Genomic DNA, 12,507 nt, shown 5'->3' on the forward strand with positions numbered 1-12,507 from the left:
AAACGCACGAACGTCATCCCCGGGCCGAGTGGGGGGATGGCCCCCGCATCGCGGTAGGTCCTCACCCGTCGTTCGCTACCGCAAAAGCGCGCATGAAGGAGTCCTCGAAGATGGCAGTCAAAACGTACAATGCCGGCGTCACACAATATCGAGAAAGCTACTGGCAGCCGGATTACGTGCCTCTCGACACCGATATCTTGGCCTGTTTCAAGATCACGCCGCAGCCCGGGGTGGATCGCGAGGAGGCGGCGGCGGCGGTGGCCGCCGAGTCGTCCTGCGGCACCTGGACTACGGTGTGGACCGATCTGCTGACTGACCTCGATTACTACAAGGGACGCGCCTACCGTCTCGAGGACGTGCCGGGCGACGATACCTGCTATTACGCTTTCATTGCCTATCCCATCGACCTTTTTGAGGAAGGCTCGGTGGTCAACGTGTTCACCTCGCTGGTGGGCAACGTGTTCGGGTTCAAGGCCGTCCGGGCGCTGCGTCTGGAGGATCTGCGCTTCCCCATCGCTTACGTGAAGACCTGCGGCGGTCCGCCGCACGGCATCCAGGTCGAGCGCGACAGGCTCAACAAATACGGCCGCCCGATGTTGGGCTGCACCATCAAGCCCAAGCTCGGCCTGTCCGCAAAGAACTACGGCCGCGCCTGCTACGAAGCCCTGCGGGGTGGTCTGGACTTCACCAAGGACGATGAGAACATCAACTCGCAGCCGTTCATGCGCTGGCGCGACCGTTTTGATTTCGTGATGGAGGCGGTCCAGAAAGCCGAACACGAAACCGGCGAGCGGAAGGGTCACTATCTCAACGTGACCGCGCCGACGCCCGAGGAGATGTACAAGCGCGCCGAGCATGCCAAGGAAATCGGCGCTCCCATCATCATGCACGATTATCTTGCAGGGGGCCTTTGCGCCAACGCCGGCCTGGCGAACTGGTGCCGCGACAACGGGATATTGCTGCACATTCACCGCGCCATGCACGCCGTGATCGACCGCAACCCGCACCATGGCATCCACTTTCGCGTACTGACCAAGATCCTGCGTCTGTCGGGCGGCGACCATCTGCACACCGGCACCGTGGTGGGCAAGCTCGAGGGCGACCGCGCCTCCACCCTGGGTTGGATCGACCTGCTGCGTGAATCCTTTGTGCCCGAAGACCGCTCGCGCGGCATCTTCTTCGACCAGGATTGGGGCTCGATGCCCGGCTGCTTCGCCGTGGCGTCTGGCGGAATCCATGTCTGGCACATGCCAGCGCTGGTCACCATCTTCGGTGACGACTCGGTACTGCAGTTCGGCGGCGGCACACTGGGCCACCCCTGGGGCAACGCCGCCGGCGCGCACGCCAATCGTGTGGCGCTCGAAGCCTGCGTCCAGGCGCGCGGCGAAGGCCGTCATCTGGAGAAGGAAGGCAAGGAGATTCTCACCGCTGCCGCCGCCCACTCGCCCGAACTGAAGATCGCCATGGAAACGTGGAAAGAGATCAAGTTCGAGTTCGAGGCCGTGGACCAGCTCGCCATCGCCAACAAGTAATCGCTTCGCCGGCTGCGGTCGGCAGCGCCCGATGGGCCGCGCCGCCGCCAGCACAACCGCTTTCGAAAGGACATAAGTCATGGCAGTTCAAGCCTACCGCTCGATGAAAAAGTACGAGACCTTCTCCTATCTGCCGCCGATGACGCCCGATCAGGTGCGCCGTCAGATCGCCTACGCCATCGCCCAGGGTTGGAACCCGGCGGTCGAGCACACCGAAAAGGGCACGCCCGCAAAGACGAGCTACTGGTATATGTGGAAACTGCCGCTGTTCGGCGAGCAGTCCGTCGATGCCGTGATGGCTGAGATCGAGGCCTGCCACCGCGAGTTCCCGGATCAGATGGTGCGTTTCCTCGCATACGACAATTACTCCCAGAGCCAGGGCATGGCGTTCGTGGTGTATCGCTGATGAGGTGGGCGCTGGAGCCAGACTCGATTCGGCGCCCCTGATTTGAACGCGGCGCGGCGCATCGGCGCCGTACCCTTCATCGAGTTCTTTGTGCTGAGGTTCGTATGACAAACATCGCCCCCGGTCATGCTACTGCAACCCTATCCGGCCGCGAGCTGGCGCTCCAGCGCCGGCAGGCCATGGCGCGTCACGGCAAGGCCCGCGTCATCCAGACCGCGCAAACCGACAAGCGCTCCGCGGCCGGCCGCCTGCAACTGAATGCGGCACAGATCGCGAGCGCCCATCACGGTGGTGTTCCAGCCGCATCGTCGGCGGCGGGCACGGCGTCTACGCTCACTCCGGTGGCGTCGAAGTCCGCGGCACGATCCCGGCGGCAGGCGCTGTCCACTACAGGTCGGGCGGCGTTGCAAAATGCTGGGCAGGGCGCGGCAACCCGCCCCGCGGCGCATCTGCGCCCCGGCCGGGCGGTGCCGGCCGAGGTGCGTGGCTCTGATGGCGGCTGCGGTTGCGGCGGGCAATGCGGTTGCGACACCGGCGGCGCGCAGCGCAAGGAGGCGGCGCAGATTGAAGCGGCGCAAGTCGGCACGCCCGCGGTGGAGCGCCCCGCGCTGAACGTGCAAGGGGCCGCTACCGGCCGCGCGCTGGCCAAGATGCGCCGCGCTGCGCTGAATCAGGATGGCAAAACGGGCCTCAAGCGCGTCGCCCAGGCCACGCGGATCGCCGCGGCGATGCCGGGCCAGGATTGGCAGAGTGCCATGCTCAAAGGCGCAACCGGCCGTCAGGTCGCGATGCAGCGCCGGCTGGTGCAGGCGCTGGCGGGCCGGGTCGACAAGACTTCCGGCGCCAGCACTCGCCCTACCGGCCGGATGCGTGCCCGCGACGTGGTCCCGGCGCCGGCCAAGGTCGAGCAGGGGCATACCCTATCGGGGCAAGCCGTCACTGGCACCCAGGTCGAGCGCAGCGTCAAGGTGACCGGCAACGAGCCGGGCTCCTGCCGCGCGGTCACCGGCACTGAATACATTGGCTTCGAGCAGTTCCAGACCCTGTGCGGTACACGGCCCGAGCCGACGGCGCCCAAGGTCGCGGTCAGTAGCACGCTGCGCGAGCAACGCGTCACCGGCACCGCGCTGGGCCGATCCACCAAGACCACCGGCGATGAGCATGGCGCATGCCGTTCCGTGACCGGTACCGAATATCTCTCGAGCGAGCGCTTTGAGCAGTTCTGTTCGACGCGGCCGTCCGCGCCGCTGGGGAAGGTGGCTCTCGCCCGTACCGACAAGGGCCAAACCGTCACCGGTGCGCTGGTCGATCGTCCGCGCCGCGTCACCGGAGTTGAGTACGGCGCCGACCGCGCTATCACCGGTACACGCTACAGCCAGGCCGAGACCGATGACGCTCCACCCAAAGTGGCGGTCACTCATACGGCTGCGGGCAAACCCGTGACCGGCACGGTAGTGGGCCGCAGCGAGCGGCAGACCGGCGATGAGGCCGGGAGCTGCCGCCCGATTACCGGCACCGAGTATCATACCGTCGAGCAGTTTCGCGATTTTTGCCGGACGCCGCCCCCAGGAGGAGGCCCGCGAAAGGTCAGCGTGATGTCCACCCGCGACGATCAGACCGTCTCGGGGACGGCCGTCGATCGGTCGGGCAAGGTGACCGGCAACGAAGTCGGCTCCTGCCGCAGCATCACTGGCAGTCAGTACTACACCACCGCTGATTTCGCGGGGCTGTGCAAGACGCCTAACCCCAGGAAAGTGTCTGAGATGCTGACGCTGCGCGGTCGGACCGTGACTGGTTCGGAGGTTGCGCCCAGCCCAAAATTGTCCGGTGACGAGTCATACGGGTGCGAACCCGTCACCGGCACGGACTACATTGGCACCCGCCAGTTGGCTGCGGTCTGTCCGGCAGCGCCTGCCGTCTCTCCGGTGAGCAAGGTCGTGGTCGACACCACGCTGAACGGCCAGACGGTCACGGGCGTCGCCGCGGGACGTGCGGACCACGTCACCGGCAACGAGGCCGGAGCGTGTTCGCCGATCAGCGGCACTCCATACATCGGCCAGGGCCAGTACGCCGCGTTCTGCCAGACGCCGCAGCGCCAGCAGCAGGCCGCGCGAGTGCGCGACAGCGCAGTGATCCCGGCCACCGTGGTCACCGGCGATCGGCCGGGCGCGGGCGGATCGCAAGTCACCGGCGACGAGCGCGGCGCTTGTGAACCGATTTCGGGAACGCCCTATCTCGGGCTGGACAATATCGTGTCCGGGCAATGTGCGATGAGCGACCGCTTCCGCACGCACGTTGTGGATCAACGTCCGTCCGCTCCCCGGGATTTCAGTATCAGCATTCCGGCGCGGCAGGCTCGCGAGGAGCGGCAAACCGAGGTCATCACCGGCAGCGGCATGAGTAACTCGCGGATCACCGGCCCGAACAACAAGGCCGATGGCCTGATCACCGGCACGCCCGAATTCCGCCACGGCGACCATGTGCGCCGTCCACGCGAGGATGAGCAGTCGCTCCCCGCCGCGCGCCGCTTGAGCGGCGAAGGCAGCCAGCAGGGCCGGCGCGTCTCGGGAGACGCCTGGGACGGTAACAGCCGTGTCACCGGCACCGAAGGTTCGTCCAGCCTGTCGCGCAATCCCTCGATGCGCGGGCAGTCACGTGGGACCGGTGCCAGCGCCATGGCGTTTCGCAGCGTTGAGCGACCTGAAGTGCCTGAATCGGTGATCACCGGCTCGGCCGGCAATACCCGGGGCGGCGCCATGGTGACCGTCTCCGGCGGGGCGCGCGGCTGAGGATCGCGGAGATGGACACGCGCAAACGCCTTCAGGCCCTGCAACGAGAGGCCAACCCGGTTGCCGCGGCGGCCGTGCCCGATCATCCGGCGTGCATGATCGGCGGCGGGCAGACGTGCGAGCATGCGCTGGTCGATCGCGATCTCAACCGCCTGTTGTTCGACTACGAGCGGACAGTGCGCTCGCGTTTCACCCGCATCGTTGACGTGCTCAAGCGCATCTCCACGCATCAGCACGACGAGAACTTCACCGAGCGCGCGCAGCAGCTCGCGAGCGAGCAACTCGGTTTCGATCTGCCATCGCAGGTGCTCGAGGATGCCTGGGTGTGCGGGCTGGATTTATCCGCGCTGCATTCGCGCTGTATATTCAGCGGCCTGAAATCCTGCGTCGAGAATGCGCAGACCGAGCAGGCCGGCTGGCGTCAGCGCATGCCGCTCGATGAGAACTTCCTGCGGTCCTGCGGCTATCATACAGTGGACATCAGCCCCTGCTCGGATGGGCGGTTGCAAGGCGTCAGCCCTTATGTGCTGCGCATTCTGCCCGGACCGAACGTGCGAGTGAAGGCCTATGCCGGCGCGTTGTTCGATGTCGAGGTCGATGTATGCGACTGGGCGCAGCGCGAAGTCGAGCGACTGTCGGGCGCGATGGTCGATGGCGAGCGCCTGAACTATCTCAAGATCGCCGTCTACCACTTCAGCAGCTCTTCGCCCAACGGTCACGGTTGCGCCGCGCACGGCAGCGACGATCGCCAGGCGACCGAGGCGGCGTTGCAGCGCTTGCAGAATGAACTGCGCGCGGCGATCGATCAGACGTTCGGCGCGGGCGCCGCGCCCGATGTGCTGCTCATCGGCGTGGACACGGATCTGGATGCCCTGCGCATCCATCTGCCCGACAGCTTCGGCGAGGTCAACGCGCATCGCTATTTTGAGACCGCGCAAGTCTATCGCGACACTCTCGGGCTTGCGCCCGAAGCGGCGCGGAAGCGCATCGCCGAGATCGTCGCCGATGCCGAGGGCATGGGCGGTTGGGGCGAGGGCAACGGCCGCATGCATGAGGGCATGCGCCGCCTGGTGCTGGCGCTGGCCGAAGCCAATCTGTCGCAGATCGAGTACGTCATCAGGCATCATACCGGGCGCTACGCGACCATTGGTCACGACGAGGAATGCATCGTCGCCGGCGAAGCGGTGCGGCCGCTGCAATTGCGCAACCTGTTTTATTTCGCCCACCTCGACACTGTCGAGGAAGGCGCGCCTGACATGGATGTCGGGATCGAGATCTTCGCCAAGCTCAATGTCGCGCACGGTCTTCCGGTCCCGGTGCTGGTGCACTTCGAATATGACGCCCGGATCCCCGAATCACGCGAGCGGGCGATCGCGCGCGGCCGGCGGGTGCGTGACGCGATCGAGGCGCGCTATCCCGATCTGGCCGCAAGGGGTCTGCTCAATTGCGCGATTGCGGTGAGTGACCGCGCCGGCGACGAGTGCTGCGCCTTTGTCGCCGCCGACGCCGTCGACGATCATTGAGGATGTATGCGTCATGAGAATCATGCGTGTGAAAACCACCCTCGTGTCGACCAATCGCATCCATGCCATGGGCCACCGTCCGTTGCTGGTCGTGCAGGAAACGCCGAATGGACCGCGCAGCGTCGCGGTCGACGCCGTCGGCTGCATTCCGGGAGACTGGGTGATCTGTGTCGGGTCCTCCGCGGCGCGCGATGCTGCCGGGGCCAGGGATTATCCGTCCGATCTCACGATCGTCGGCATCATCGACCACTGGAATCCGGAGGGGGCGTGATGGAAGTCTGGCGCGTGGTGGACGATCTGGTATGCACCCGGCGTGTGCCGGGGATGAGTTCGGCTTCGCTTCGTATCCTGAAAGGCCAGAAGGGAGAAATCTCGGTGGCGACCGACCCGGTCGGAGCGCCGCCTGGCAAATGGGTATTCACCGCCGCGGGCACCGCCGCACGTATGGCCATGCCTGATCGAACAGTGGCCACCGACCTGACCATCTGCGGCATCATCGATGGTTGGGAGGAGGAGTGACCGACGCGGTGAGCAAAGAGCAAAACGGCGCGCGCGCAGCGGGCGTCAGGGTGCAGTGACTGGCTTGAGATTCTTTTTTTTCGACAACAAGGAGCGAACGAATGGCTGAAATTATGGGTATTGCCCTGGGCATGATCGAAACTCGCGGACTGGTTCCCGCGATCGAGGCGGCGGATGCGATGACTAAGGCCGCTGAAGTGCGCTTGATCTCGCGTCAATTCGTCGGCGGCGGCTACGTCACCGTGATGGTGCGCGGCGAGACTGGTGCGGTCAACGCGGCGGTGCGGGCCGGGGCTGATGCCTGCGAGCGCGTTGGTGACGGCCTGGTGGCCGCGCACATCATCGCCCGCGTGCACAGCGAGGTCGAGGGCATTCTGCCGAAGACGCCGAGCGCTTAAGCCCGGCTTTTTTACTGCTAGTAACTGGAAGGACAACGACATGGCAACACACGTGAACGGCATTGCCCTGGGCATGATTGAAACCCGCGGGCTGGTTCCCGCGATCGAAGCAGCCGACGCGATGACCAAGGCCTCCGAAGTGCGGCTGATCGGCCGGCAATTCGTCGGCGGCGGCTACGTCACCGTGCTGGTGCGCGGCGAGACCGGCGCGGTCAACGCGGCGGTGCGCGCCGGGGCCGACGCCTGCGAGCGCGTGGGCGACGGCTTGGTGGCCGCGCACATCATCGCCCGCGTGCACAACGAGGTCGAAGGCATCCTGCCGACCCAGCCGGATTCCAACGGCGGCAGCCGCGGCGGTCGCGACGCCGAGATTACGTCCACTCGCAGCTGATCCTGCGCGGAGCGCATTATGGCAGTCGATCGGCGAATCCTGGGCGGGCACACGCGCGCGCTCAGCCACGAGTTGGCGGCGTGCGGCAGTATCTCGCCCGAGCGTGCTCGCACGCCGGTCGGGAGATACCGAGCTGGCGCGCAATCTGCGCGCCGGGGCGGAGCGACCGGGTTATGCCGAGCCTTCGATGGAGCGGCAGATCCTGCTGGGTATGACACCTTGCAGCGGGCGGTTGCCCGCGGCGCGGCCGGGCCGGACAACGGCTCGGAGTCGAGGCCCGGCAGCGTTATGCAGACGCGCTGACGTATACGCGCAGGCTACGCGGCAAGGACACCGCGTCGCTGTTCGAAGGTTTTCTACAGGAGGCGCGAGCGCATCTCGACTACGTCGTCACCCAGATCGAACCGGGGTAGGACATCCATGACTGATGATTTCCAAGGCTGGGAGCGTCGCGACAAGCCGCCTACGTTGTTTCGTCGCTTCGCGTTTGCGCAATATGCACAGACCCGCGCCTTCCTCGACGCGCTATCGGCGCTGTCCGAGGAGATGCAGCGCCATCCGCAGAACATCAACTTCGGCACCACCTACGTCAACGTCACCTTGGGGGCGGCCGACGACGCCACGCTCAGCTCCGAGGACGAGCTGTTCGCCCGGCGAATCGCCGCTCTGGCCGAGCACGGGGAGTGAGCTATGGGCAGCCCACGGATCATCGCTGTGATCAACCAGAAGGGCGGCGCCGGCAAGACCACCGTGGCCATGCATCTCGGCGCGGGTCTGGCGCGGCGCGCGCCGGCGGTGGTGGTCGATCTGGACCCGCAGGGCTCGGCCACGCAATGGGCTGCGGCAGGCACACAATCCTTTCCTGCCACGGTCAAGCAGTTGCGCGTGGGCGCGGCTGCGATCGATCTGCGGCGGGACTTTCGCGCCTACCCCTTCGTCGTGCTGGACTGCCCGCCCTCGGTCGACAGCCGCGCGGCGGCGCTGGCGCTGCAAAGCTGCGACGTGGCTGTCATCCCGGTGCTGCCGTCGCCGGTGGATCTGTGGGCCAGCCTGCGGCTGCCGCAGGACATCGATGAGGCCGGGCAACTCAATCCCCGGCTGCGCGCCTACCTGCTGCTGAACCAGATCGAGGCGCGCAGCGCGCTGTCGGCGGCGATGCAGGAGGCGCTGGCCGAGTTCGGCCTGCCAGTGCTGCGCACCCCGGTGCGCCGCCGCGGCATCTACAAGACCGCTGCGCTTGAGGGCGTGTCGGCATACCAATTGGGCGCGCGCGGGCAAAGTGCCGTCGCGGAGATCGAAGGCCTCATAGAGGAGATCCTTGCATGACCAGCATCAAAGATAAGCTCGCCAGCAGCGTGCGTCAGGCCAAGACCGCTGCCGATTCCGCCCCCAACGCCGACAAGGCGGAGGTACACAAGACGTCGCGCTCAGCTTCGGCCACCAAGGCGGCCGCCGCCGAGCCAGCGCCTGCAGATTCATTGGCGGCCGAGCCGCCGTCGAGCGTGCAGGAGTTGTTTCCCGACCGCATTTGGCCGGATTGAGTATTTCAGGAACCTGATCATGCGTGACGATCCCTCTCTGCGCGGCTACCTGCCGCGACGCGACCCTGCCTTTCACATGCCCGCGGCTTCTACCGCGCCCGGCGGCGTGGCCCTGCGTGCGGTAACCGATACGGCCGGCACTGCGGCCGTACTCGATGCCTACCGCGTCACCAAGGAGCCATACTACCGCACGGTGGCCGATGAAGTCGGGCTGTATGAAGCCGCTTATTCGGTCCGCATGCCGATGATGCTGAAGGGTCCGACGGGTTGCGGCAAGACGCGCTTTGTCGAATACATCGCGTGGAAACTCGGCAAGCCGCTGATCACGGTCGCCTGCAACGAAGACATGACCGCCAGCGACCTGGTCGGCCGCTTTCTGCTCGACGCCAGCGGCACCCGCTGGCAGGACGGGCCGCTGACCATGGCCGCGCGTTTCGGCGGGATCTGCTATCTCGACGAAGTGGTCGAGGCGCGGCAGGACACCACGGTCGTGATCCACTCCCTGACCGACGCGCGGCGCATTCTGCCGCTGGAGAAAAAGGGCGAGATCGTCGAGGCCCATCCGGATTTCCAGGTGGTCATCTCGTACAACCCCGGCTACCAGTCGCTGATGAAGGATCTGAAGCAGTCGACCAAGCAGCGGTTCGGCGCGCTGGACTTCAACTACCCCGAGCACGAGGTTGAGGCCGAGATCGTCGTGCACGAGAGCGGCGTTGCGTTGGACGCGGCGAAAAAGCTGGTGCACATCGCCGAACATGCGCGCAACCTCAAAGGCCATGGGCTGGATGAGGGCATCTCGACCCGCATGCTGATCTACGCCGGCTCGCTGATTTCCCGCGGCGTCGCGCCGCTGGCGGCCTGCCGCGTGGCGCTGGTGCGCCCGATCACCGATGATCCCGATATGCGCGACGCGCTCGATTCCGCGGTGACGACTTATTTTTGAGCGTCTCCGAGCGGCTTCCGAGCCGTGAGGTGGGAAAGGAAACTTGAGGTCGGCCAAGGCAGCATCGCCAGGCAGTCCGAATTTACACATCATGGCCATCCACCTCGACGAATTCCAGGAACTCCTCGACGAACTGCCCGGCGGTGCGCAGGAGCTGCTGCGCGCGTCATGGAACGAGGCGGCGCGAGCCCTTAGCTCGCGCGGGCTGGACAACTATCTCAAGGGTGCGGTGGCGCTGCACCAGCTCGGTCGCGGCGAGGAGCTGGTGGTCAGTTTCATCCAGTCCATGCCGGAGGTGGGACGCGCGATCGGTGAGGACGTGCTGCCCGATCTGGTCAACTTCCTGCTGGGCATGGCGTCCAAAACCTCGGGGCAGGTTCTGGCGCTGATCGCCGGCACCGCGCCGCTGGTGGCGCACCGCGTGGGCGATGCTGATCTGTTTCGCCGCTATCTGAAGGTGCTGGAGATCGTGGCGGCGCAGGTTCCGCGCGGCCTGCGGCCGATGCTGGAAAACCTCGACCGTCTGCTCAATCAGCTTACGCTGGGCGGGCTGCGCCGCTGGGTGCAATGGGGTGCGCAGGCGTACAGGACCGATTTCGAAGGGCAGGCGGCCTATTTCGGGCTGCAGAGCGCCGATGCGCAGGCCGTGCTGCAGCAGGAGCGCAAGGGCACATTGTTCGTCGACATCCAGCGGCGGCTCAACATCTACATGCGCGCGATCTGGGGCCGCGATTTTTTTCTGCGCCCCACCGCCGGCGATTACGAGAGCCGCGACGGGCTCAGGCCGTACATCGAGCATTATGTCATCCACATCGCAGACGCCTATGACGACTACAAACCCCGGGGCGATGCGACCGCGCCCGAGCAGGTCGTCAGCGCGCTTGAGATCTACCGCGCCGCCGCCAACCACTGCGCCGCGCATCTGGTTTTCACCCAGACGCCGCTGTCGATGCAGCAGCTGCTGCCGGTGCAGATGGCGGTGATCGAGCTTTTCGAGGATGCGCGGGTGGAGGAGCTGGCGATCCGCAGCTTCCCCGGGATGCGCCAAGCCTGGCTGGCGCTGCATCCGGTGTTCGACTATTCGGCCCAGCCGCAGACCGTCGGCGAGTTGCTTGACCGCCTTGCCCGCGCCCTGCTCGACCTCGACTCGACCGACCCGCACCCGTTTGTGCGGCAGGGCGTGGCCGCGTTTCGTGCCCAGTCCGATCTGGACAGCAATCAGGTGAGCTGGAATCTGGGCGTGGATTTATCGCATCGCCTGTTCGAACTCGACCTGCCGACCTACCACAAGCTCACCGATGCGCTCAGCGCCATCTATCGCGACGACAACCGTGCCGTCTGGCATCTGGAGGAATACGACGAGGCGCAGGTGCTGGCCGCCACCTGGGAGACCCGCCAGCAGGTGCGCAGAAAAGTCAACGTGATGGAGATGGTCAACGAGGTGGACAGCGAGTTCGCCGGCGACGATGCGCAGGAGGTGTGGGAGCTCCCCACCGAGTTCTATCTCGACCAGGAAGACGTGACCATCAACTCGCTCGAAGGCCGCCCGCCGGTCTCCGAGCCCTTCCACTATCCCGAGTGGGACTATCAGATCCAACTGGAGCGGCCCAATTGGGTGACGTTGCTTGAGTACCACCCGCTGATGGGCGAGCTGGAGGTGATCGAGGGCATCATCCTCGAGCACAAGCCGGTGATCTCGCGGCTCAAGTTCCTGATCGAGTCGATGGTGCCGCAGGGCATGCAGCGCATCCGCCACATGGAGGACGGTGACGAGATCGACATCAACGCCGCGGTGCGCGCGATGATCGACATCCGCATCGGCCAGCAGCACGATCCGCGCATCATGATACGCTACAAGCGTGCGCTGCGCGATCTGGCGGTATTGGTTCTGCTGGACACGTCCGAGTCGTCCAACGACAAGGTGCGCGGCCACGACTACACGGTGATGGACCTCACCCGCGCCGCCACGGTGTTGCTGGCCGGTGCGCTCGACCGCATCGGCGACCCGTTTGCCATTCATGGCTTTTGTTCTGACGGCCGGCACGATGTGCACTATCAACGCTTCAAGGACTTCGATCAGCCGTATGACGATTCGGTCAAGGCGCGGCTGGCGGGGATGAAAGGGCGGCTCTCCACCCGCATGGGTGCAGCGCTGCGCCACGGCGCCCATTACCTGGCGCAGCAGCCCAAGAGCAAGCGCGTGGTGTTCGTCGTCACCGATGGCGAGCCGGCCGACAACGATGTGACCGATCCGCAATACCTGCGCCACGACGCCAAAGCCGCAGTGGAAGAACTCGGCCGCCAGGGCATCACGGTGTATGCACTGTCGCTCGACCCGCATGCCGACCAATATGTGTCGCGCATCTTCGGCATGAAGAACTTCACCGTCATCGACCAGGTCGAGCGCCTGCCGGAAAAACTGCCCATGCTCTACATGAGCCTGACGCGGTGAGGGCGGGCTGAAG

Annotated in this window: 13 protein-coding genes; all 13 read left to right on the forward strand. The window is 65.7% G+C overall.

Translation table 11 applies throughout. The features are described from left to right. The first annotated feature begins 110 nt into the window (after positions 1-110). The 13 genes from V4R08_RS13825 (at position 111) to V4R08_RS13885 (ending at position 12,494) form a co-directional block, all read left to right on the forward strand. A complete protein-coding gene (locus V4R08_RS13825) occupies positions 111-1,532 on the forward strand; it encodes a form I ribulose bisphosphate carboxylase large subunit (protein WP_335579878.1) in 1,422 nt (473 codons plus the stop codon). A gap of 79 nt (positions 1,533-1,611) precedes the next feature. Next, positions 1,612-1,938, forward strand: coding sequence for a ribulose bisphosphate carboxylase small subunit (locus V4R08_RS13830; RefSeq protein ID WP_335579879.1), 327 nt, complete (start codon positions 1,612-1,614; stop codon positions 1,936-1,938). 104 nt (positions 1,939-2,042) lie between these two features. After that, the gene (locus tag V4R08_RS13835) at positions 2,043-4,727 is read left to right on the forward strand and encodes an alpha-carboxysome scaffolding protein CsoS2 (protein WP_335579880.1); all 2,685 of its coding nucleotides are present in this window, start codon (positions 2,043-2,045) and stop codon (positions 4,725-4,727) included. Between the two features lie 11 nt (positions 4,728-4,738). Continuing rightward, complete coding sequence (locus tag V4R08_RS13840) at positions 4,739-6,250, forward strand: carboxysome shell carbonic anhydrase (protein WP_335579881.1); 1,512 nt, start codon at positions 4,739-4,741, stop codon at positions 6,248-6,250. Positions 6,251-6,263: 13 nt separating this feature from the next. Beyond that, complete coding sequence (gene csoS4, locus V4R08_RS13845; protein ID WP_335579882.1) at positions 6,264-6,521, forward strand: alpha-carboxysome shell vertex protein CsoS4; 258 nt, start codon at positions 6,264-6,266, stop codon at positions 6,519-6,521. Then, positions 6,521-6,769, forward strand: coding sequence for a carboxysome peptide B (locus V4R08_RS13850; protein ID WP_335579883.1), 249 nt, complete (start codon positions 6,521-6,523; stop codon positions 6,767-6,769). The genes csoS4 and V4R08_RS13850 overlap by 1 nt, the downstream gene beginning before the upstream one ends. Before the next feature lie 101 nt (positions 6,770-6,870). Beyond that, on the forward strand, positions 6,871-7,167 hold the full coding sequence (gene csoS1, locus V4R08_RS13855; RefSeq protein ID WP_335579884.1) for an alpha-carboxysome major shell protein CsoS1: 297 nt from the start codon (positions 6,871-6,873) through the stop codon (positions 7,165-7,167). A 40-nt stretch (positions 7,168-7,207) separates the two neighbouring features. Next, positions 7,208-7,558 (forward strand): alpha-carboxysome major shell protein CsoS1, encoded by a 351-nt coding sequence (gene csoS1, locus V4R08_RS13860; protein WP_498038906.1) that lies wholly within the window; start codon positions 7,208-7,210, stop codon positions 7,556-7,558. Positions 7,559-7,978: 420 nt separating this feature from the next. Further along, a complete protein-coding gene (locus V4R08_RS13865) occupies positions 7,979-8,245 on the forward strand; it encodes a 4a-hydroxytetrahydrobiopterin dehydratase (protein ID WP_335579885.1) in 267 nt (88 codons plus the stop codon). A gap of 3 nt (positions 8,246-8,248) precedes the next feature. Further along, positions 8,249-8,884, forward strand: a complete 636-nt coding sequence (gene parA, locus V4R08_RS13870) for a ParA family partition ATPase (RefSeq protein ID WP_335579886.1) — start codon at positions 8,249-8,251, stop codon at positions 8,882-8,884. Beyond that, complete coding sequence (locus V4R08_RS13875; protein WP_335579887.1) at positions 8,881-9,099, forward strand: hypothetical protein; 219 nt, start codon at positions 8,881-8,883, stop codon at positions 9,097-9,099. The genes parA and V4R08_RS13875 overlap by 4 nt, the downstream gene beginning before the upstream one ends. A gap of 19 nt (positions 9,100-9,118) precedes the next feature. Next, entirely contained in the window at positions 9,119-10,042 is a 924-nt protein-coding gene (locus V4R08_RS13880) for a CbbQ/NirQ/NorQ/GpvN family protein (protein WP_335579888.1), read from the forward strand. 91 nt (positions 10,043-10,133) lie between these two features. Beyond that, the gene (locus V4R08_RS13885) at positions 10,134-12,494 is read left to right on the forward strand and encodes a nitric oxide reductase activation protein NorD (RefSeq protein ID WP_335579889.1); all 2,361 of its coding nucleotides are present in this window, start codon (positions 10,134-10,136) and stop codon (positions 12,492-12,494) included. Positions 12,495-12,507 lie beyond the last annotated feature (13 nt).

The sequence above is a fragment of the Nitrobacter sp. NHB1 genome (genome assembly GCF_036964665.1).
Lineage (GTDB): Bacteria > Pseudomonadota > Alphaproteobacteria > Rhizobiales > Xanthobacteraceae > Nitrobacter.

Excerpts from the sequence above, each read along its gene's own strand:
- V4R08_RS13850 (WP_335579883.1), top strand. The coding sequence starts at position 6,521 with ATGGAAGTCTGGCGCGTGGTGGACGATCTGGTATGCACCCGGCGTGTG.
- V4R08_RS13875 (WP_335579887.1), top strand. The coding sequence starts at position 8,881 with ATGACCAGCATCAAAGATAAGCTCGCCAGCAGCGTGCGTCAGGCCAAG.
- csoS1 (WP_335579884.1), top strand. The coding sequence starts at position 6,871 with ATGGCTGAAATTATGGGTATTGCCCTGGGCATGATCGAAACTCGCGGA.
- V4R08_RS13865 (WP_335579885.1), top strand. The coding sequence starts at position 7,979 with ATGACTGATGATTTCCAAGGCTGGGAGCGTCGCGACAAGCCGCCTACG.
- parA (WP_335579886.1), top strand. The coding sequence starts at position 8,249 with ATGGGCAGCCCACGGATCATCGCTGTGATCAACCAGAAGGGCGGCGCC.
- V4R08_RS13885 (WP_335579889.1), top strand. The coding sequence starts at position 10,134 with ATGGCCATCCACCTCGACGAATTCCAGGAACTCCTCGACGAACTGCCC.
- V4R08_RS13825 (WP_335579878.1), top strand. The coding sequence starts at position 111 with ATGGCAGTCAAAACGTACAATGCCGGCGTCACACAATATCGAGAAAGC.
- V4R08_RS13830 (WP_335579879.1), top strand. The coding sequence starts at position 1,612 with ATGGCAGTTCAAGCCTACCGCTCGATGAAAAAGTACGAGACCTTCTCC.
- csoS1 (WP_498038906.1), top strand. The coding sequence starts at position 7,208 with ATGGCAACACACGTGAACGGCATTGCCCTGGGCATGATTGAAACCCGC.
- V4R08_RS13840 (WP_335579881.1), top strand. The coding sequence starts at position 4,739 with ATGGACACGCGCAAACGCCTTCAGGCCCTGCAACGAGAGGCCAACCCG.
- csoS4 (WP_335579882.1), top strand. The coding sequence starts at position 6,264 with ATGAGAATCATGCGTGTGAAAACCACCCTCGTGTCGACCAATCGCATC.
- V4R08_RS13880 (WP_335579888.1), top strand. The coding sequence starts at position 9,119 with ATGCGTGACGATCCCTCTCTGCGCGGCTACCTGCCGCGACGCGACCCT.
- V4R08_RS13835 (WP_335579880.1), top strand. The coding sequence starts at position 2,043 with ATGACAAACATCGCCCCCGGTCATGCTACTGCAACCCTATCCGGCCGC.